The 18,883-nt window shown below is 59.0% G+C and carries 19 protein-coding genes; 11 read left to right on the top strand and 8 right to left on the bottom strand.

Going from position 1 to position 18,883, the window contains the following annotated elements; genetic code table 11:
* The first annotated feature begins 9 nt into the window (after window positions 1–9).
* The gene (locus ICY20_RS04890) at window positions 10–231 is read left to right on the top strand and encodes a YgdI/YgdR family lipoprotein (protein ID WP_010211805.1); all 222 of its coding nucleotides are present in this window, start codon (window positions 10–12) and stop codon (window positions 229–231) included.
* 55 nt (window positions 232–286) lie between these two features.
* On the opposite strand, the gene ICY20_RS04885 is transcribed toward ICY20_RS04890, so the two are convergent.
* From ICY20_RS04885 to ICY20_RS04875, 3 genes are all read right to left on the bottom strand, one after another.
* A complete protein-coding gene (locus tag ICY20_RS04885; RefSeq protein ID WP_194937037.1) occupies window positions 287–1,177 on the bottom strand; it encodes a pseudouridine synthase in 891 nt (296 codons plus the stop codon).
* 43 nt (window positions 1,178–1,220) lie between these two features.
* Window positions 1,221–1,556 carry a hypothetical protein gene (locus ICY20_RS04880; RefSeq protein ID WP_010565034.1) on the bottom strand — a complete coding sequence of 112 codons (336 nt, stop codon included), beginning with the start codon at window positions 1,554–1,556 and terminating at the stop codon, window positions 1,221–1,223.
* Window positions 1,557–1,630: 74 nt separating this feature from the next.
* On the bottom strand, window positions 1,631–1,867 hold the full coding sequence (locus ICY20_RS04875) for a glutaredoxin family protein (RefSeq protein WP_194937036.1): 237 nt from the start codon (window positions 1,865–1,867) through the stop codon (window positions 1,631–1,633).
* A gap of 160 nt (window positions 1,868–2,027) precedes the next feature.
* Here ICY20_RS04875 and ICY20_RS04870 point away from each other — a divergent pair, with 160 nt between their 5' ends.
* The gene (locus tag ICY20_RS04870) at window positions 2,028–3,746 is read left to right on the top strand and encodes a cation:proton antiporter (protein ID WP_194937035.1); all 1,719 of its coding nucleotides are present in this window, start codon (window positions 2,028–2,030) and stop codon (window positions 3,744–3,746) included.
* On the opposite strand, the gene ICY20_RS04865 is transcribed toward ICY20_RS04870, so the two are convergent.
* Window positions 3,733–4,941, bottom strand: coding sequence for an ammonium transporter (locus tag ICY20_RS04865; protein ID WP_159958195.1), 1,209 nt, complete (start codon window positions 4,939–4,941; stop codon window positions 3,733–3,735). The genes ICY20_RS04870 and ICY20_RS04865 overlap by 14 nt on opposite strands.
* Window positions 4,942–5,286: 345 nt before the next feature.
* Here ICY20_RS04865 and ICY20_RS04860 point away from each other — a divergent pair, with 345 nt between their 5' ends.
* The 8 genes from ICY20_RS04860 (at window position 5,287) to ICY20_RS04825 (ending at window position 14,022) form a co-directional block, all read left to right on the top strand.
* A complete protein-coding gene (locus ICY20_RS04860; protein ID WP_101268013.1) occupies window positions 5,287–5,601 on the top strand; it encodes a DUF883 family protein in 315 nt (104 codons plus the stop codon).
* Between the two features lie 4 nt (window positions 5,602–5,605).
* Entirely contained in the window at window positions 5,606–5,989 is a 384-nt protein-coding gene (locus ICY20_RS04855) for a phage holin family protein (protein ID WP_012723020.1), read from the top strand.
* Window positions 5,986–6,327: a hypothetical protein gene (locus ICY20_RS04850; RefSeq protein ID WP_159958193.1), complete on the top strand. Its 342-nt coding sequence runs from the start codon at window positions 5,986–5,988 to the stop codon at window positions 6,325–6,327. The genes ICY20_RS04855 and ICY20_RS04850 overlap by 4 nt, the downstream gene beginning before the upstream one ends.
* Before the next feature lie 91 nt (window positions 6,328–6,418).
* Entirely contained in the window at window positions 6,419–7,582 is a 1,164-nt protein-coding gene (locus tag ICY20_RS04845) for an EAL domain-containing protein (RefSeq protein WP_159958191.1), read from the top strand.
* Window positions 7,583–7,653: 71 nt separating this feature from the next.
* On the top strand, window positions 7,654–8,985 hold the full coding sequence (locus tag ICY20_RS04840; RefSeq protein ID WP_159958189.1) for a deoxyguanosinetriphosphate triphosphohydrolase: 1,332 nt from the start codon (window positions 7,654–7,656) through the stop codon (window positions 8,983–8,985).
* 149 nt (window positions 8,986–9,134) lie between these two features.
* On the top strand, window positions 9,135–9,524 hold the full coding sequence (locus tag ICY20_RS04835; RefSeq protein WP_159958187.1) for a response regulator: 390 nt from the start codon (window positions 9,135–9,137) through the stop codon (window positions 9,522–9,524).
* 230 nt (window positions 9,525–9,754) lie between these two features.
* Window positions 9,755–10,378 (top strand): response regulator transcription factor, encoded by a 624-nt coding sequence (locus ICY20_RS04830; protein WP_159958185.1) that lies wholly within the window; start codon window positions 9,755–9,757, stop codon window positions 10,376–10,378.
* 8 nt (window positions 10,379–10,386) lie between these two features.
* Window positions 10,387–14,022 carry a transporter substrate-binding domain-containing protein gene (locus ICY20_RS04825; RefSeq protein ID WP_194937034.1) on the top strand — a complete coding sequence of 1,212 codons (3,636 nt, stop codon included), beginning with the start codon at window positions 10,387–10,389 and terminating at the stop codon, window positions 14,020–14,022.
* Between the two features lie 39 nt (window positions 14,023–14,061).
* On the opposite strand, the gene ICY20_RS04820 is transcribed toward ICY20_RS04825, so the two are convergent.
* A complete protein-coding gene (locus ICY20_RS04820) occupies window positions 14,062–14,544 on the bottom strand; it encodes a GAF domain-containing protein (RefSeq protein ID WP_159958181.1) in 483 nt (160 codons plus the stop codon).
* Complete coding sequence (locus ICY20_RS04815) at window positions 14,541–15,431, bottom strand: ATP-binding protein (RefSeq protein WP_194937033.1); 891 nt, start codon at window positions 15,429–15,431, stop codon at window positions 14,541–14,543. The genes ICY20_RS04820 and ICY20_RS04815 overlap by 4 nt, the downstream gene beginning before the upstream one ends.
* 164 nt (window positions 15,432–15,595) lie before the next feature.
* Here ICY20_RS04815 and ICY20_RS04810 point away from each other — a divergent pair, with 164 nt between their 5' ends.
* Entirely contained in the window at window positions 15,596–17,905 is a 2,310-nt protein-coding gene (locus tag ICY20_RS04810; protein ID WP_194937032.1) for a hybrid sensor histidine kinase/response regulator, read from the top strand.
* On the opposite strand, the gene ICY20_RS04805 is transcribed toward ICY20_RS04810, so the two are convergent.
* Window positions 17,859–18,338, bottom strand: coding sequence for a MarR family winged helix-turn-helix transcriptional regulator (locus tag ICY20_RS04805; RefSeq protein WP_194937031.1), 480 nt, complete (start codon window positions 18,336–18,338; stop codon window positions 17,859–17,861). The genes ICY20_RS04810 and ICY20_RS04805 overlap by 47 nt on opposite strands.
* Window positions 18,335–18,820, bottom strand: coding sequence for a glutathione peroxidase (locus ICY20_RS04800; protein ID WP_159958173.1), 486 nt, complete (start codon window positions 18,818–18,820; stop codon window positions 18,335–18,337). Before ICY20_RS04800 ends, ICY20_RS04805 begins: the two co-directional genes overlap by 4 nt.
* Between the last annotated feature and the right edge of the window lie 63 nt (window positions 18,821–18,883).

Here is an 18,883-nt window from a genome sequence, read left to right as displayed (position 1 = left end):
GACAACACCATGACTCAACGGACCATCGCCGCTCTCATGCTTGCACTGGGCCTCGCTACCCTCGCTGGTTGCGCGTCGCCAACAGTGATCACCCTGAATGACGGTCGCGAAATCCAGGCCGTCGACACCCCGAAATACAACGAAGATTCGGGTTTCTACGAATTTGAACAACTGGACGGCAAGCGCACCCGCATCAACAAAGATCAGGTTCGCACCGTTAAAGATCTGTAAATCTTAACGTTTGCCAACAAGGCCCGCCTCGCGCGGGCCTTGTTGTTTTCGGGGATCACCAGTCGAGGGTGATCTCACTGCGAAAACTGCGCTCTTCACCGGTCACCGGGTCGATAAAGCGCACGCCTTGGGCCAGTAGCTTGAGCGGGTTGGCGTAGTCGTCCACGGCGTCCTTGACTACATGCGGGTAAAACGGGTCATTGCAGATACTCGCGCCGAGCGCCGTCATATGCACCCGCAACTGGTGCTTCTTGCCCGTCACCGGGAACAGGCCGTAGCGCCATAGATCGCCATTCTTTTCGCGCACTTCAACCGCCGTTTCGGTATTACTCGCGCCCGGGCCTTCCTGCATGCGAAAAAACGGTTCGCCATCCACCAGGCGGCTTTTGTGCACCAGCGGAAAGGCCTGCTCAGGCAAGGCAGGCGCAATGGCTTCGTAGAACTTATCGATCTTGCGCGTAGGAAACAGCTGCTGATAAGCCGAGCGAGTGGCCGGGTTGGCGGAGAACAACACCAGCCCTGCCGTATGCCGGTCGATACGGTGCAGGGGCACCAGCGCCGGGTTGCCCAGGCGGCGGATCAAGCGACGCAAAAGGGTTTGCTCGACGTATTCACCGGCGGGTGTCACTGGCAGGAAATGCGGCTTGTCGGCGACCACCAGGTGTTCGTCCGCGTACAGGATGGTTTCCTGTACGGGGATCACCTTTTCATTCGGCACTTCGCGGAAGTAGTAGATGCACAGGCCTTCCTTGTAGGCCAGGTCCAGGCTGATGGGGCTGCCGTTGATGTCCAGCACTCGGCCACGAGCGATGCGGTCCAGCCAGTGTTCACGGCTGATCGCCGGAAAATGTTCGCACAGGCAATCGAGCACGGTCGCCCAAGCTCCCGGCGGCAAGTACAACGTGCTGGCTTGGTGCTCGGACGGGATAAAAATCGAAGTGGGCATGCGCAAAGCCTGGAGAAAACCGGCGGGCATTATCCCGCATGGTTCAGGCCTTGGCCAATTCGGCCCGCAGGATCGGCGACGCACTGGCGGCCTCGGTGAATTCCTTGAGCCAGCGCAGCACGTCTACCGCCTCCCAGCGGCCAGGATCGTACAACGCGTACAACAAGCCTTGGTAACCCACCACATCCAATTGCTTGTGGTAACCGGCGCGCTGGAACAACGCTTCGATCTCGGCAAAACAGGTATTGAAATGCACTTTGTTAAACGGCGTCTTGCCTTCCGTGACCAGGCCGTCGAGGCGCAGCTCGTTCACCGCGTCGCGCACGACGTCGGCGGACATGCGATTGACGCTGCTTTTCAATTGTTCAACATTCACCACGGGCGTTCCCTCTATTCAATCGCTGTACAAACATACAGTAACGTAATATTCGGAAACCCGCCATCGCATAAACCTTAGCCGAGGAAGGCGACGACCTGTTCGGCGTCGAACGGCCAGTCCAGTTCGGCGCCGGTGTCGACCCGGCGAAGCACCGGAATCCGCAGGCCGTAGGCTTCAGTGAGGTCGGCGGGGTGGGTGATATCCACCAGTTCCACCAATAGCCCGTGTTCGACCAACGGCATGATTTCGGCTTCGGCAATCTCACAAAGATGGCAACCCAGGGTGCCGAACAGCTGGCATTCAGGAAGCATGGCGAATGGACCTGATCAGAAAGTAGGCATGCATTCTAAGCCCGCACATTCACCTTCAGGCAAGCCCACACAATAAACCCTGACCCAGATCACCATGACCTATAACTGATTCAGCGATTCTCACCGCTTTTTGCCTGCCCCCTTTGCAATGGAGATGCGCGTGTTTGCCAATCTGCTGATCATCCTGGCCTCTTCCCTGGTGGTGATTGCGCTATTTCGCCGGCTGCGATTGCCTCCCGTGCTGGGCTACCTGTGCGTTGGCCTGGCCGTGGGGCCTACCGCCCTCGATTGGGTGAATGACAGCGAAGAGCTGCCCGACCTTGCCGAGTTGGGGGTGGTGTTCCTGCTGTTTTCCCTGGGCCTGGAGTTTTCTCTGACCAAGATGCTCGCGCTACGCCGCGTGGTATTTGGCCTGGGCAGTCTGCAAGTGCTGGGGTGCGGTGGGCTGCTGGGGCTTTTATTGATGGCCCTGGGTGTGGCGCCAGGCATCGCCTTGTTGCTGGGTGCCGGGCTGGCACTGTCGTCCACGGCCATCGTCAGCAAGGAGCTGACCAGCCTAGGGGAAATATTCAGCAGCCACGGCCAGAACGCGATTGGCGTGCTGCTGTTCCAGGATGTGGTCGCGGTATTGCTGCTGACCCTGGTGCCGGTGTTTGCCGGCACCGGCGAGCAGGCCTGGTATCTGGCGCTGCCGTTGACCCTGGGCAAGACTGTGGTGCTGTTTGTCGGCCTGCTGTTTGCGAGTCGCTGGCTGTTGCCACGTTTGTTCCATGAAGTCGCCGCGTCCCACTCGGCGGAGCTGTTTGTGCTGTTGGCGCTGGTGATCGTGTTGCTCACCGCGTGGCTCACGCATTTGCTGGGCCTGTCCCCTGCCCTTGGCGCCTTTCTCGCCGGCATGTTGTTGGGGGAAAGCCATTACCGTCATCAGATCGAAGCGGATATCCGACCATTTCGCGACATCCTGCTGGGGCTGTTTTTCGTCAGCATCGGCATGTTGATCGACCTGCAATTGTTCGTCAGCCACAGCCTGCTGATCCTCGGCCTGACCCTGGCCTTGATGCTGGTCAAAGGTTGCGTGGTCGCCGCGTTGGTCAAACTGCGCGGCAGCGACAGTGAAACGGCGTGGCGCAGTGGCTTGGCCCTGGCCCAGGGCGGTGAGTTCTGTTTTGCGCTGATGGCGCAGATGCAGCAGAGCCGGCTGATTCCGGATGAGTTCAATGGTTTGCTGCTCGCGGCTACCTTTTGCTCGATGCTGCTCACCCCGCTGTTGTTACGCGCCGCGCCGAGTGTCGCCCTGCGCCTGCACCGCAAACCCAATCAACAGGTGCAGCTTGAGCAAATCACCGCCCTTAACGCCGAGCTGCGCGGGCATGCAGTGATCTGTGGCTATGGTCGTGTAGGCCAATCCATCGGGCGCTTTTTGCATCGCGAACAACAGGCGTTTATCGCGTTGGATGACGACCCGGAGCGGGTGCAGGAAGCCGCCACCGAAGACAGCAGCGTGCATTACGGTGATTGTCGCCGGGGGGCGTTGCTCAGTGCAGTGGGCTTGGAGCGGGCACGACTGGTAGTGATTGCCGTGGACAACACCGATGTGGCGCTGGTGGTGTTGAAGGAGGCGCGGCGGATCAACCCGCAAGTGCCGATCCTGGTGCGTACCCGCGATGACAGCCAATTGGCCGAGCTGAAGGCTGCGGGCGCCAGTGAGGTGGTGCCCGAACTATTGGAATCGAGCCTGATGCTCGCCTCCCACGCCTTGGTCCTGCTGGGCCTGCCGGACCAACAGGTACAGGCGCGGGTCGATGAAGTGCGGCAGAACCGCTATCGCCTACTGCATGGTTTCTATCCGCCGGCAGACCCGCCGATCAATCCTGACTGACCGCACCAATCTTATGGATCGACAAGTCAGCGCCGTAATACTCCTCTTCCTGGCTCAGGCGCAGCCCGGATACACGCTTGATCACGCCATACACCAACAAGCCGCCGCCCAGCGCCACCACCACGCCAAGGGCGGTGCCGATCAACTGGCTGATCAGGCTGACACCGCCCAGGCCACCCAATGCCGTTTGGCCGAAGATGCCGCAGGCGATACCGCCCCACACGCCGCACAGGCCGTGCAGTGGCCATACGCCAAGCACGTCGTCGATCTTCCAGCGATCCTGGGCCGCAATAAAGCACCACACAAACAGGCCTCCGGCGACTACGCCGGTGACCAGCGCGCCCACCGGGTGCATCAAGTCGGACCCAGCGCAGATCGCCACCAGCCCGGCCAACGGGCCGTTGTGCAGGAAGCCGGGGTCATTGCGGCCGATAATCAGCGCCGCCACCGTGCCGCCGACCATCGCCATCAACGAGTTGACCGCCACCAGGCCGCTGACGCCATTGAGGGTTTGGGCGCTCATCACGTTAAAGCCGAACCAGCCGACAATCAAAATCCACGAACCTAGCGCCAGAAACGGAATGCTCGACGGCGCAAACGCCACCAATCGCCCATCGCGATAGCGCCCATTGCGTGGCCCCAACAACAGCACCGCCGCCAGCGCCAGCCAGCCGCCCATGGCGTGTACCACCACAGACCCGGCAAAGTCATGGAAGCTGGCGCCAAAGGTCGCAAGCAACCAGGCTTGCAGGCCGAAGTTGCCGTTCCACACCATGCCTTCAAAGAACGGGTAGATAAACGCCACGATCAGCGCGGTGGCACACAGTTGCGGAACAAAACGTGCCCGCTCGGCGATGCCGCCAGAGATAATCGCCGGGATAGCCGCCGCGAAGGTCAGCAAAAAGAAGAACTTCACCAGGCCATAACCATGATCGGCGCTGATCACCGCCGCCGGTTGCATGAAGCTGACGCCGTAGGAGATCCAATAGCCTATAAAGAAATAGGCCAGTGTGGAGATGGCGAAGTCGCTGAGGATCTTCGACAAGGCGTTGACCTGGTTCTTCTGGCGCACCGTGCCGACTTCCAGGAACGCGAAACCAGCGTGCATGGCCAGAACCATGACAGCACCGATCAGGATAAACAGGGTGTTGGAGCTGTGGACGAGGGTGTCCACCGCGCTTTGCAAATTTTCCATGGAGGTTGGCAGGCCTGTAATAAAGACAAAAAGCACCAAAGCGGTTCAAGCAGGGGTTGCGCGCACTAAATTGGCACTCTCGGCCCCACCCTCTTAAGAAGGCGTGAACCGCTTTAGCGCAGCGATCAACTCAACAGGCCGTTGCCGACAGGGTTTTTCCGCGAGTTTCAGTTATTTAGGGTAAGGTTTTTGAAGGCTTCCTGCCCCACCGCCCGGATTCAGCGCAAGCCCCGAGGCATGCGCACCAAGGCAAAGCAAAAGCTGTACCAGACAATTGCACTGAACCTTCACCGATACCGGTGACTCGAAACCAAATGTAAAGATCAGCCAATCACGGAGATAACCATGGCCAGAAGAACTGCAAAGACTGCTCAAGAAATACTGATGGCGGATTTTCAAACCCTGGTCAGTGATACTGAAAAACTGCTGGACGACACCAAGGTGCTGGCCGGCGACCAGGCCGATGAGCTGCGCTCCAAGATTCACGATAGCCTGCTCAAGGCCCGTGAAACCCTGCAATTGACCGAAGACTCCCTGCGCGAACGCGGCCAGGCGGCCGTCACCGCCACCGAAGATTACGTACAAGCCAACCCTTGGCAGTCAGTGGGCATTGCCGCTGGCGTGGGCTTTCTGATCGGCCTGCTGGCTACAAGGCGCTAACTTTATGTCTATCGGCGAAACCGGCTCGTCTACGGGCACAACCTCAAGGCGTCTGGGCGCGGCCGTACTGGGCTTGCTGCACAGCCACGTCGAATTGTTTGGCATTGAGTTACAGGAGCAAAAGGCGCGCACCGTCAGCCTGCTGCTGTTTGCCGGCTTGGCGCTGGTGTTTGCGCTGTTGTTGCTGGTGGGGTTGTCGACCCTGGTGATGATTCTGGTGTGGGACACCGGCTACCGCCTCACAGGCATCATCTGCCTCTGCGTGTTCTACAGCTTGGCCGCAGCCTTCTGCGGGGTGCGCTTGAAAGCGGCGGTGTTCGATGAGTCCACGCCGTTCCACGCCACCCTCGAAGAATTGGCCAATGACCGGGAGCGCCTGCTGCCATGAGCCGACCTGAATTGCCACACAACACGTCACGTCGGGAGATGCGCAAGGCTTTGATCCGCCTGCGCATGGAGATGCACCGCCAGGAGATCCGCCACGAGTCCCAGCAACTGCTGGTACCGCTGACCAAGGTGCGCAACCTGGGTCAGAACTGGCAGGACAACCTGGGCATCAAGCACGCGCCGCTGTGGGGCGTGGCCGCCGTGACGCTGATGGGCTTCTTTACCGGCAAAGGCGCCAAGGGCGGCAGTATCAGCAGCCTTACGCGCCTGGTGCGGCTCGGTGCAGGCCTGATTCCATTGATCAAATTGGCGATGCAAGGCAGTTCGCGTAAAAGTTGAGCCTGGCTGGCTGCATTCTTGCTAACAGAATGGCCCGGTCCTTGTTTTGGAGGCCCGGGCCTTTTTTCGCTAATTCTTTTAAGGAGGCCCCGTGATCGACGGGCAACCGCTCGCCTGCTTCCAGCCGTTTATCGACACAGCCACCGGCCGCATCGCTGGCGTCGAGGCCTTGGGCCGTTTGCGCCAGGCTGACGGTCGCTTGCAGTCTGTAGGGCCGCTGTTCGCCGACCCACGCACGCCAGGTGTGACCTTGCGCCGGCTCGACCGCCAGATTCGCGACAACGCGTTGAGCCGCCTGCATGAAGCCCCTGAAGACTGGTTCATGAGCATCAATATCTCGCCGCGCTGGATCAACCGGTTGCGCCCCGGCCAGGCGCTGCCGAGTCTCAAGCAGATCCACAGCCACGGGGTCGATCCACAGCGCATCGTGTTCGAGATCACTGAACTGGGCGGCGACATCCAACGCCTGGCCGATGTGGTTGCACGTTATCGCGAGGCCGGTGCACGCATCGCCATCGATGACTTTGGCGCGGGGTATTCCCAGCTCGACCGCGTGCTGGCGTTGCAGCCAGACATCCTCAAGTTGGACATGCGCCTGTTCCAGGAAGCCGCCCGTGGCGGGCCCAGCAGTGAAGTGGTGCGAGCGCTGGCGCAAATGGCTGAGAAGACCGGCTGCTGGATCATCGCCGAAGGCGTGGAGACCGAGGCCCAGTTGAATTTCGCTCTGGAGTGCGGCTCGCGTTACGTCCAGGGCTATTTGTTTGCCCAAGCGCAGTTGGACTGGTTCGCCGCTGATGCCTTCGTGCCACGTTTTGCCCAACTGCGTGCAGCGTATGTGCAGCAAAAACTGGCGGAACGTGGCCGCATCATGCAACTGCGCCAACAACTGGCCGAGCTGATGAAGATCCTGCAGAACTGGGCCCAGGCGCAGGCGCCGCTGAGCCAATTGCCCCAACTGCCGGCCTTCCCGTGGTTGCTGCGGTTTTATCAATGCGACCGGCACGGTACCCAACTGACACCCAATTTCGAGTGGCGTCACGACGCCTGGCAAGCCGACAGCCGCTACCTTGGGCATAACTGGTCGTGGCGACCGTACTTCTATCACCTGCTGGCCGAAGGCTGGGATGAACGACGCTTGACCTTGTCCTCGACCTACCGCGACGCTACGACCAACCAGTACTGCCTCACCGCCGGACAATTCTTCGATAACGGTCAGCGCTTGCTGCTAATCGATATCGACGCCGCCGGGCTGTAGATTTTTGCTTGCCCAGGCCGCCCTGAACCGGGAAGCTGAGAGGGTCATTCACCGCACGGAGAGTACCCGCCTTGGATTGGCCCACCCTGCTGACCCGCGAACGTCTTGGAAAGCCCCTGCACAGCCCGGAAGAATTGGGCCGCAGCCCGTTTCACAAAGACCATGACCGCATTATTTTCTCTGGCGCATTCCGCCGCCTGGGCCGCAAGACCCAAGTGCACCCGGTGTCCAGCAACGACCACATCCACACCCGCCTGACCCACTCTCTGGAAGTCAGCTGCGTGGGCCGCTCCCTCGGCATGCGTGTGGGCGAAACCTTGCGCAGCGCCCTGCCCGACTGGTGCGACCCGAGCGATCTGGGCATGGTGGTGCAATCGGCCTGCCTGGCCCATGACATCGGCAACCCTCCGTTCGGGCACTCCGGCGAAGACGCGATCCGCCATTGGTTCCAGCAGGCGGCAGGACGCGGCTGGCTGGACGACATGAGCAGCGCCGAGCGCAATGACTTCCTCAATTTCGAAGGCAACGCCCAAGGCTTTCGGGTGTTGACTCAACTGGAGTACCACCAGTTCGACGGCGGCACGCGGCTGACCTACGCCACCTTGGGCACTTACCTGAAATACCCCTGGACTGCTCGCCACGCCGACTCCCTGGGTTACAAGAAACACAAATTCGGCTGTTATCAGAGCGAGCTGCCGATTCTTGAACAGATCGCCCACAAGCTTGGCCTGCCGCAGCTTGAGGAGCAACGCTGGGCCCGTCACCCGTTGGTGTACCTGATGGAGGCGGCGGACGATATCTGCTACGCCCTGATCGACCTGGAAGACGGCCTGGAAATGGAGTTGCTGGAGTACGCTGAGGTCGAGTCGTTGCTGCTCAATCTGGTGGGCGACGACCTACCGCAAACTTATCGGCAATTGGGCCCGCAGGACTCCCGCCGGCGCAAGCTGGCGATTCTGCGCGGCAAGGCCATCGAACACCTGACCAACGCCGCTGCCACAGCTTTCGTCGAACAGCAGGATGCGTTATTGGCGGGCACCTTGCCCGGCGACCTGGTCGAGCATATGCACGGCCCGGCCAAGCGTTGCGTGCTGGACGCCAAAGACATGGCTCGCAAGAAGATTTTCCAGGACAAGCGCAAGACCCTGCATGAGATTGGCGCCTACACCACCCTGGAAATCCTCCTGAACGCGTTCTGCGGCGCTGCCCTTGAGCAGCATGGCGGGCGCACGCCATCGTTCAAAAACCGACGCATCCTCGACCTGCTGGGCAACAACGCACCGAACCCGGCGTGGCCGCTGCACGCGTCGTTCCTGCGCATGATCGACTTCATCGCCGGCATGACCGATAGCTACGCCACCGAAATGGCCCGAGAGATGACCGGGCGCTCCAGCCCTCAATAGCCTTTCGATCACGCGCCTGTTCCCTGATAAGAATCTCCCTACGAAGGGAACAGAGCAGCCTGATCGAATTCATACAAGTACCCGATGAATAATCGCGCACGCTTTTAAGTCCCGCCCAATCGCCGCCTGACTCATCGTGTGCCCGCCCTATGCTCAAGTCTCACCTTCGTCTCCTGCTGGTGGAGGATCACCCCTTTCAACTCCTTGCGACCCAATGCCTACTAAATAGCTTCGGCTTCACTCAATTAACCCTGGCTGAGAACGCCGAACAGGCAATTCGTGTGATGACACAGTGCAACGCCCCCTTCGACCTTATGTTGTGCGATCAGTGCCTGCCTGACTTGCCTGGGTTGGAGTTGATCGATATCGCCAAACGCCGAGGCTTTATAGTGCACGCCATTTTACTCAGTAGCCTGCCTGCAACTGAACTCGCGAACCTCATCAAACAAGCCCTGCACCGTAATCTGCCGCTACTTGGCTATTTATCGAAACCTTTAAACCGGGATGAACTTATGGCCTTAATCCACGTAGGAAATTAAACATTAGTTCATAAGAAAACCAACCATTGAACGTCGGGCATTCGGATTGCTTCTCAACGCGCGTCAAGCGCTGATGTGGACGCCCACAAAGCCTTGGCAATACGTGAGCCGATGCCTTTTTTGTTGTAGGAAGTTTCCTGATTTGTATCCTCACCCCCTGACCTTCGTCCTCCCCCTGCAACTTCTGAGCTAATGTGCCCGCTTTATTTGCACTTGCATGGAATGTGATTATGAACACAGTTTTCATCATCGATGACCACCCTGTTATCAGGCTGGCCATTCGAATGCTGCTGGAACATGAAGGTTATAAGGTCGTTGGCGAAACCGATAACGGGTGTGATGCAATACAAATGGTTCGCGAATGCCTTCCAGACTTGATCATTCTGGACATCAGTATTCCAAAGCTAGATGGGCTCGAAGTGCTGTGTCGCTTTAACGCCATGAACACCTCGATGAAGACCCTCATCCTGACGGCACAATCCCCCACCTTGTTCGCGACCCGCTGCATGCGCTCCGGCGCTGATGGCTATGTGTGCAAGGAAGGCGACCTGAGTGAATTGATGAGTGCGATCCGAGCTGTACTATCCGGTTATAACTATTTCCCCAGCCAAGCCTTGAATCCCGGCGGCCAGGATAGCAACTGCGAAGAGCTGGAGCTCTTCAAAACCGTCAACGATCGAGAACTAATGGTTTTGCAACTTTTTGCACAAGGCCGCACCAACAAAGAAATCGCCAAGGGCATGTTCTTAAGTAATAAAACCGTCAGCACTTACAAAAAGAGGCTTATGCAAAAACTCAAGGCAAAGTCCTTGGTAGAACTTATCGAGTTGGCAAAACGAAACGCGCTAGTGTGAGAAAGCGGATGCCCAGGTGTATAAAGGACTATTTAATTACATTCAGCGCAGGCGTGTGCTTGAGCACTACCGTGCTCGCCGCTCAACCCCAACCAGAGCACTACAATTTACTGAGCCGCGCAGGTACCGTCCAACTCGACACCCCGCTGAACAAGACCCAACTCGGATGGTTGCAGAACAAACGCGAGCTGGTACTAGGTACGGCTGCCCCCGACTATCCGCCCTTCGACATCACGTCGAGCGGGTATGACTACGAAGGCATCACCGCCGATTACGCCGGGGTTTTGTCCAAGGCATTGGCGCTCCCCATCAGGGTGCAGCGCTACCCCTCCCGAGAAGCGTCCATTCAGGCACTGGAGTCAGGTGAAATCGATCTACTGGGGTCCTCCAATAGCTTTGAGGCCATCCATCCATTGCTCACGCTTTCAACACCATATGCCGTAGACCAGCCGGTTCTGGTCACGCGTGAAGGGGAAAGCCGCAGCCTAAGCAACAGCTTGGCCGGCCTGCGCTTGAGCCTGGTCTACCATTACCTGCCATTGGACGAGGTGCAAAAGCTGTATCCCGAGGCGGTTATCCGAGCTTACCCCTCCTATCAGAATGCGTTGAATGCGGTGGCATTCGACCAGGCTGATGTGTTTCTTGGCGACACAATTTCCACCCATTACATGATCAATAAGGGCTATCTCAAAAACATCCATATGGCCAACTTCGGCAAGCACGAAGCCTACGGATTCAGCTTTGCCTTGCGCCAGGATCAGCACACTCTCTTGAGTATCGTCAACGCCGTGCTGGCGGCACTGCCCACCCATGAACGGGAAAACATCGCCAAACGTTGGAGTGCCGGCAGCGATATCCTGCTGACTGACAAGAAGTTGCAACTGACCCAACGCGAAGAGCGCTGGCTGAAAGAACACCCTGTGGTCAAGGTGATCGCCAATGAAACGTTTGCACCGCTAACATTCTTCGATACCGATGGCAGTTTGCGCGGCATCACCGCCGACCTATTGGAGCTGATACGCCTGCGGACCGGGCTGCGCTTCGAGATTCAACGCGGGCGTAACGTCAATGCGATGATCGAACAAATTGCTGCTGGCAGAGCCGATATCATCGGCGCGATTGTTCCCAGCACCGAGCGAGAGACGCAGCTGAATTTCAGCCGCCCTTACCTGGAAAACTCCTACGTGTTGCTGACGCGCAAGGAGCCCGATGCTCCGCTGTCGCTGGAGCAAATGGCGGGCAAGCGACTGGCGATCACCCAGGGCAATCCGCTTGAACCCTTCCTGCGCAAGGATTTCCCTCACATTCTGCTGGTGGAAACCAATGACACCTTCAAGGCTTCGGAACTGCTGGCCCAAGGGCAAGTTGACGGTGCGGTGAACTCGCTGGTGGTCGCCAACTATTTTCTTTCTTCCAAGGTCTTCCAGGACAAATTACAGATCAGCACCAGCATCGGCACGCTTCCAGCCCTCTTCACACTGGCCACCTCACGGGATGCCACGGAATTGAGCTCGATCCTCGACAAGGCGCTGCTCAGTATCGCTCCAGATGAACTCGGGGTGATCAACAGTCGCTGGCGAGGCTACACCGCCGCGTCCGACAGCTACTGGCGCAATTACCATTCCCTTATTGCCCAAATCATCATCGGCACCGGGCTGCTGCTCTCGATTTCGCTGGCCTGGAACGCCTACATGCGCCGGCAGATCAAGCACCGCAGGATGGCCGAGCGCGCTCTCAACGATCAGTTCGAGTTCATGCGCGCACTGGTCAACGAAACCCCCCATCCGATTTACGTACGCGACCGGCAAGGTCTGCTGCAGACCTGTAATGACAGCTACCTGCAAGTGTTCGACGTCAAGCGCGAGGATGTGATCGGCAAAAGCGCCCTTCAGATCAGTACGGCGCTCGAAACAGAGGCGTCGCAATACCATGCCGACTACCAGCGCGTAGTCGCGCAAGGCAACCCGCTGATCCTGGATCGGTCCCTGCACATCCGCGGGAAGAAGCTGACGATCTACCACTGGATCCTGCCGTATCGCGATTCGACTGGCGAAGTCCAAGGCATCATCGGCGGCTGGATAGACATCAGCGAACGGCGCCAGCTGTTCGATGAGCTGCGCGCAGCCAAGGAGCGTGCCGACGAGGCCAACCGCGCCAAAAGCACCTTCCTCGCGACTATGAGCCACGAAATCCGCACGCCGATGAATGCCGTCATCGGCATGCTGGAGCTGACGCTCAAGCGAGCAGATCAAGGCCATCTGGATCGCCCGGCGATCGAAGTAGCCTACAACTCGGCCAAGGACCTGCTGGAGCTGATCGGCGACATCCTCGACATCGCGCGTATCGAGTCAGGACGACTAAGCCTGGCCCCTGAACGGGTCAACCTGAAGGAAGTGATCGCATCGGTGGTCCGCGTGTTCGACGGCTTGGCCCGCCAGAAGACGCTCAGTTTGCTGCTGGAATTCAAGCCTGGGCTCGACGACACCGACGTATTGATCGACCCATTGCGCTTCAAGCAGGTGCTATCAAACCTGGTAAGCAATGCCATCAAATTCACCGAGCGCGGCGAGGTGAAGATAAAAGTGGACGTGCAGGCTACCGAGCTGGCGCAACAGGTCGAAATGAGGCTGGTGGTAGAGGACACGGGTATCGGCATCAGCCGGGAAGACCAATTGCGCCTGTTTGAACCATTCGCCCAGGCCGACAATTCGGGGCACTTGGCGCGTAGCGGCGCAGGCCTGGGGCTGGTGATCTGTCGCAGCCTGTGCTCGATGATGGGTGGGCAACTAAGCCTCAGCAGCGTCCCCATGGTGGGCACACAAGTGCATGTCAATCTGAAAATGAACTGCCTGCAGCCGGACAATGCGACGCAGGAGCTCAAGCCGACAACCCCCACACCTGCGCCCGTGCTCAATGTGCTGGTGGTCGATGATCACCCCGCCAACCGCCTGCTGATGTGCCAGCAATTGGGTTACCTGGGTCATCAGTTCACCGCAGCCCAGCATGGTGCGGCCGGCTTCCAGGCTTGGCGCCAGGAGCACTTCGACCTGGTAATCGCCGATTGCAACATGCCCATCATGAACGGCTATGAGTTAAGCCGTTCGATCCGAGAGTACGAACAACGCGAGGAGTTGCCTCCTTGCGTCATAGTGGGTTTTACGGCCAACGCCCAGCCTGAAGAGAAACGGCGCTGCGCTGAAGCCGGGATGAACGACTGCCTCTTCAAACCCATCAGCCTCACGGTGCTGGAACGGCGGCTGGCGCAAATTGGCCCCCAACCTAGCGGTACACCGCTGGATCTGAGCAGCCTGGACGCGCTGACGGGAGGCGACCCCCAACTGAGCCGGCGCTTGCTTGAAGAGCTATTGAGCAGCAGTCGTCATGACCGCCAGGTGATCGTTGCCCTATTGGCGCGACAGGCGTCGCTCCAGGAGATCATCGAACAAGCCCACAAGATCAAGGGCGCTGCGCGCATCGTACAAGCCACGCTACTGGCCGCTCAGTGCGAGGCGTTGGAGCAGGCATGTACCCGAGAGGATGAACTGCCTCTGGTTGAAATCGGTATCAAGACGCTGGAAAAACTCATGCTTGAACTGGAAAGGAAACTGCAAACGCAACTGGATGGCCTACAGGCACAGGGTTAGGCAGGAGCGAGCGACCCCACTCGCTCCCGATGTAACGCCTCAGCAGTCAGTCAAGCGTAGAAAAATCGCCGCTAACTGCTCAATGCCCGCCTGGTCTTGGAGGGTGAAACGCGCCAGCGACGGGCTGTCGAGGTCAAGGACGCCAATCAATTTGCCGTCCTTGACCAAGGGCACAACCAGCTCGCTGTTCGATGCGCTGTCACAGGCGATGTGCCCGGGAAACTCATGCACATCCTCCACCCGCTGGGTTTGGCGCGTCGCAGCCGCGGCACCACACACGCCGCGACCAAACGGTATACGCACACACGCGATTTGGCCCTGGAACGGCCCCAGCACCAATTCTTCATTGCGATTGAGGTAAAAGCCGGCCCAGTTCAGGTCGTCGATCTGATTAAACAGGAACGCCGAAAACTGCGCACTGTTGGCGATAAAGTCGCGCTCATCGGCCAGCAGCGATTCCAGCTGCGCACAGAGCATGGCGTAGCCATCAAGGCCGGTGCCAGCCTGTTGTAGATCAATCATGGTTGACGCTCCAGCAATTTGAGACCCACCCAATAACGGGCGAATTGATACGCGCAACGACCGTTGCGGTTACCACGACCCGTCGCCCAGCGCACGGCGAGAATGTCGAGGGCTTCATCGCGCTGCCACTGCAAGTTGGCCTTGCTGGCCAGCTCGCCGATCCAGTGTTGCACCACCTCAAGGAAGTGTTCCTGGGTGAACGGGTAAAACGACAGCCACAGGCCAAAACGGTCGGATAAGGCAATCTTGTCTTCCACCGCTTCGCTGGGGTGCAACTCACCATCCACGCGCTTCCAGTTGTCGTTATCGCTCTGATTTTCCGGCACCAGGTGGCGGCGGTTGGAGGTGGCGTACAGCAAGACGTTTTCCGGCGCCTGCTCAAGAGAGCCGTCCAGCACGCTTTTGAGCACACGGTAGTCGCCTTCGCCGGCTTCAAACGACAGGTCGTCGCAGAACAGGATGAAACGCTGTGGCAGCTTGAGCAGTTGTTCGACCACACGCGGCAGGTCGGCGAGGTGATCGCGCTCAATCTCGATCAGACGCAGGCCGGCCTTGGCGTGTTGGGCCAGCAAGGCGCGCACCATGGACGATTTTCCGGTACCGCGCGAGCCCCATAGCAGCGCGTGGTTGGCGGGCAGGCCATCGAGGAACTGTTGGGTGTTGCGGGCCAGTTGCTCGCGTTGTTTGTCCACGCCAATCAAGTCGGACAGGCGCATGTCCAGGCTCACGTCCAGCGGCAGCAGGAAGCCGGCACGGCCTTCACGCTGCCAACGGGCGGCCAGGCATTGGTTCCAGTCGATGGGTTGGCGAGGTGCAGGCAACAAGGGTTCCAGGCGGGCAAGTACTGCATCGGCCCGCTCAAGAAAGGCATTCAATCGGTTATCCACGATGATTCCTCTGGCAACTTCTTGCAAAAGATGGCGTATTGGCAGCCCTGCGGCAGAGCGCTTGAGGCTGCATAAAAAAACGATTCATGCCGGGCAGACCTGAGCCTGTGGATGTTCAGCTATGCTTGCCGGGCGAAGGGAAACGTGAAGTGGTTCAACACTCGATGGATATCAAGTTCGCCCACCGCTTGTCTTATAAACAAGCCAGATTGACTGTGCTGGTCGGTTTCGTCTTGGGAACCTTGCTCAGCCTGATCCAAATCGGCATTGATTATGCCAGCGAAGACGCATCCATCAACCGTGAAATTGCTTCGCTGCTGGAAATCAGCCACAACCCTGCCTCGCGCATCGCCTACAACATCGACGCCGAACTGGCCCAGGAACTGACCCTTGGCCTGCTGCGCTCCCCCGCCATCATCCGCGCGCAGTTGATCGACAACAACGGCGTGGTGTTGGCCAATGTCGAGCGGCCGCGCAAGGAAAGCACCTACCGCCCCATCAGCGACTTCCTGTTTGACGCCAACCGCCAGTTCGAAGACCGACTGTTCTTGAGTCATATGCCTAACGAGTCTCTGGGGGTACTGCATCTGGATGTGGACACCTACGCCTTCGGCAGTCGCTTCCTGCGTCGCGCCGAAATTACCCTGCTCAATGGTTTTGTGCGCAGCCTGCTGTTGACCGGCATCCTGCTGGGCCTGTTCTACGTGATGCTGACCCAGCCACTGGTACGCATTATTCGTGAGTTGAGCAACCGCAAGCAGGCACGCCTGGACTGCCCGCCCGGCCACGAGCATGACGAAATCGGCGTATTGGTCACCGTCGCCAACCAGCAGTTTGAGAACATGGAAACCGAGATCCAGCAGCGTCGCCACGCTGAAGACAGACTGACCGAATACTTGGGGCAATTGGAGGACATCGTGTCCGCCCGTACCCTGGAACTCAAGGCCAGCAACCAGCGGCTGAGCCAGTCCAACGATGAATTGGAAGCGGCGAAGGTAAATGCACTGGGCATGGCCCAGGCACGGGCGGCGTTTTTGGCGAACATGAGCCATGAAATCCGTACCCCGCTCAACGGCTTGCTGGGCATGATCGCCTTGTCGCTGGACAGCCCGCTCAACGCCGAGCAACGCCAGCAACTGTCTATCGCTCATGATTCGGGCAAGGTGTTGGTTGAACTGCTCAACGATATTCTTGACCTGTCCAAGTTCGACGCTGGCCAATTGGAACTGGAGCGTATCCCCTTCGACCTCGGCGCACAGGTGGAAGACACCGCCAACCTGCTGTCGCAGAACGCTGCGCCGAATGTCGAGCTGACCTGCCTGATCGACCCACAGTTTCCGGCCCAAGTGCTGGGCGACCCAACCCGGGTAAGGCAGATCGTCAGTAACTTGCTGTCCAATGCCTTGAAGTTCACCCGCTTCGGTCGAGTGGACGTGCGCCTGAGCAGTGTCGATGGCCGGGTACGCATTGAGGTGTGTGATACCGGCATCGGCATTGCGCAGGATGCCCAGTTGAAAATTTTTCAACCGTTCACCCAGGCCGGCGCAGGCATCACCCGCCAATATGGCGGCACGGGCCTGGGCCTGGCCCTGACACACAACTTGTGCGAGGCCATGAAAGGCCGCTTGAGCATCAGCTCGGAAGTCGGCTTTGGCAGCCAGTTCTGCGCCGAATTGCCGCTGCCTCCCCATTTGCCCGCCACACGACAGGCATCCCTCACGGGCGAGGTGATTGCCGTTACCAGTGCTGACAGTGGCCTGACGGAGCTGCTGACAACGCTGCTGCCTCACTGGGGGCTGACACCGCGCTGTTATCCTCGCGATGAAGACGTCAGCGGGCAAACCCCGGACCTGCTGATCACTGATTGCCCACAATGTCTGTTCCGCCTGCGCCCTATTATCGCCGCGCCGATCCTGCTGGTGACCGCCTATGGCAACTTCATGCCCAGTGAGGAAGTAGCGGCACTCGCACCGTTGCAGCAGCAGGCGCGCCCATTGAGCCGCAACGCGCTGTACCAGATTCTGCAACGCAACCTGCGCAGCGATGCGCAACTGATCCTCGACCCTATCCAGATGGAGGCCGCCCCGCTGGCCCATCGCGCACGCATCCTGCTGGTCGAAGACAACCCGGTTAACCAACTGGTGGCCAAGGGCATGCTCAGCAAACTGGGGTGTGAAGTGATCGTGGCAGCCCACGGTGGCGAGGCGCTCAAGTTCCTGGAAGAACAACGCTTTGACATGGTGTTGATGGACTGCAACATGCCGGTGATGGATGGCTATGAGGCCAGCCGGCAGATTCGTCGCAGCGGGCGCTGGCCAGACCTGCCAATCGTCGCCCTGACCGCCAACGCCTTGCCTGAAGAGCGCGAGCGTTGCCGGGCGGCCGGGATGAATGACTACCTGGCCAAGCCGTTTCGGCGCGAGGAACTCAGCGGATTGCTGGACCTGTGGGTGCCGACAACGACAAGTCTGTGATCTGGCGCAGCAGGTGATCCAGGCCAGCGCGCAGGGCATCAGCCTGATTCAAGTCGACACCGCTGTCGCACAGTAAACGGGTCTTGAGGGCGCGCGTCTGGTCGCGAAGTTGCACACCCGCCTCGCTGAGGCTCAAGTGCACTTCCCGCTCGTCCTTGGCGCTGCGTCGGCGGCGCACCAGCTCAAGCTGCTCAAGGCGTTTGAGCAACGGCGTGAGCGTGCCCGAGTCGAGCATCAGGCGTTCGCCCAATGCCTTGACCGTCGGGTGTGCCGGACTTTCGTCATGCCATTCCCACAACACCAACATCACCAAGTATTGCGGGTAGGTCAGCCCCAGTTGGTCCAGCATCGGTTTGTAGGCACGCGTGACGGCTCTTGAGGCGGCATAGAGCTTGAAGCACAGCTGATTATCGAGAGCCAGGGATACGGTCATTTGAGCAGGGCTTCGATCTCTTGAGTCAGGTCCTGCGGCTTGGTGGTAGGGGCGAAACGCTTGACCACCTGACCATCGCGGCCGATGAGGAACTTGGTGAAGTTCCACTTGATGCCCTTGGAACCCAACAGGCCCGGCGCCTGTTTTTTCAGTTGGACGAACAGTGGGTGAGCTTCGCTGCCATTGACGTCAATCTTCTTGAACAGCGGAAAGCTGACACCGAAGTTCAGCTCGCAGAACTCGGAAATCGCCCCTTCGTTACCCGGCTCCTGTTTACCGAACTGGTTGCAGGGGAACCCCAGCACCACCAGGCCCTGGTCCTTGTACTGCTGCCAGAGCTGCTCCAGGCCCTTGTACTGTGGGGTGAAACCACATTTGCTGGCGGTGTTGACCACCAGGATCGCCTTGCCTGAGAAATCGGCCAGGGTCTTTTGCTCACCCTTGATGGTGGTACACGGGATGCTCAGCAGGGTGTCGGTCATGGCAACGCCTCGATATCGAAGGGGTAAGGAGCAGAAACATAGCGCTCAATTCAATTGCGTGCA

It is taken from the genome of Pseudomonas pisciculturae (assembly GCF_015461805.1).
Classification (GTDB): domain Bacteria; phylum Pseudomonadota; class Gammaproteobacteria; order Pseudomonadales; family Pseudomonadaceae; genus Aquipseudomonas; species Aquipseudomonas pisciculturae.
Note: the sequence above shows the minus strand (reverse complement) of the source record. Positions and strands in the feature narration are given on the sequence as shown.

Coding starts and splice junctions, on each gene's coding strand:
- ICY20_RS04835 (WP_159958187.1), top strand. CDS start 9,135: ATGCTCAAGTCTCACCTTCGTCTCCTGCTGGTGGAGGATCACCCCTTT.
- ICY20_RS04800 (WP_159958173.1), bottom strand. CDS start 18,820: ATGACCGACACCCTGCTGAGCATCCCGTGTACCACCATCAAGGGTGAG.
- ICY20_RS04860 (WP_101268013.1), top strand. CDS start 5,287: ATGGCCAGAAGAACTGCAAAGACTGCTCAAGAAATACTGATGGCGGAT.
- ICY20_RS04890 (WP_010211805.1), top strand. CDS start 10: ATGACTCAACGGACCATCGCCGCTCTCATGCTTGCACTGGGCCTCGCT.
- ICY20_RS04885 (WP_194937037.1), bottom strand. CDS start 1,177: ATGCCCACTTCGATTTTTATCCCGTCCGAGCACCAAGCCAGCACGTTG.
- ICY20_RS04825 (WP_194937034.1), top strand. CDS start 10,387: ATGCCCAGGTGTATAAAGGACTATTTAATTACATTCAGCGCAGGCGTG.
- ICY20_RS04875 (WP_194937036.1), bottom strand. CDS start 1,867: ATGCTTCCTGAATGCCAGCTGTTCGGCACCCTGGGTTGCCATCTTTGT.
- ICY20_RS04810 (WP_194937032.1), top strand. CDS start 15,596: ATGGATATCAAGTTCGCCCACCGCTTGTCTTATAAACAAGCCAGATTG.
- ICY20_RS04820 (WP_159958181.1), bottom strand. CDS start 14,544: ATGATTGATCTACAACAGGCTGGCACCGGCCTTGATGGCTACGCCATG.
- ICY20_RS04805 (WP_194937031.1), bottom strand. CDS start 18,338: ATGACCGTATCCCTGGCTCTCGATAATCAGCTGTGCTTCAAGCTCTAT.
- ICY20_RS04855 (WP_012723020.1), top strand. CDS start 5,606: ATGTCTATCGGCGAAACCGGCTCGTCTACGGGCACAACCTCAAGGCGT.
- ICY20_RS04850 (WP_159958193.1), top strand. CDS start 5,986: ATGAGCCGACCTGAATTGCCACACAACACGTCACGTCGGGAGATGCGC.
- ICY20_RS04830 (WP_159958185.1), top strand. CDS start 9,755: ATGAACACAGTTTTCATCATCGATGACCACCCTGTTATCAGGCTGGCC.
- ICY20_RS04865 (WP_159958195.1), bottom strand. CDS start 4,941: ATGGAAAATTTGCAAAGCGCGGTGGACACCCTCGTCCACAGCTCCAAC.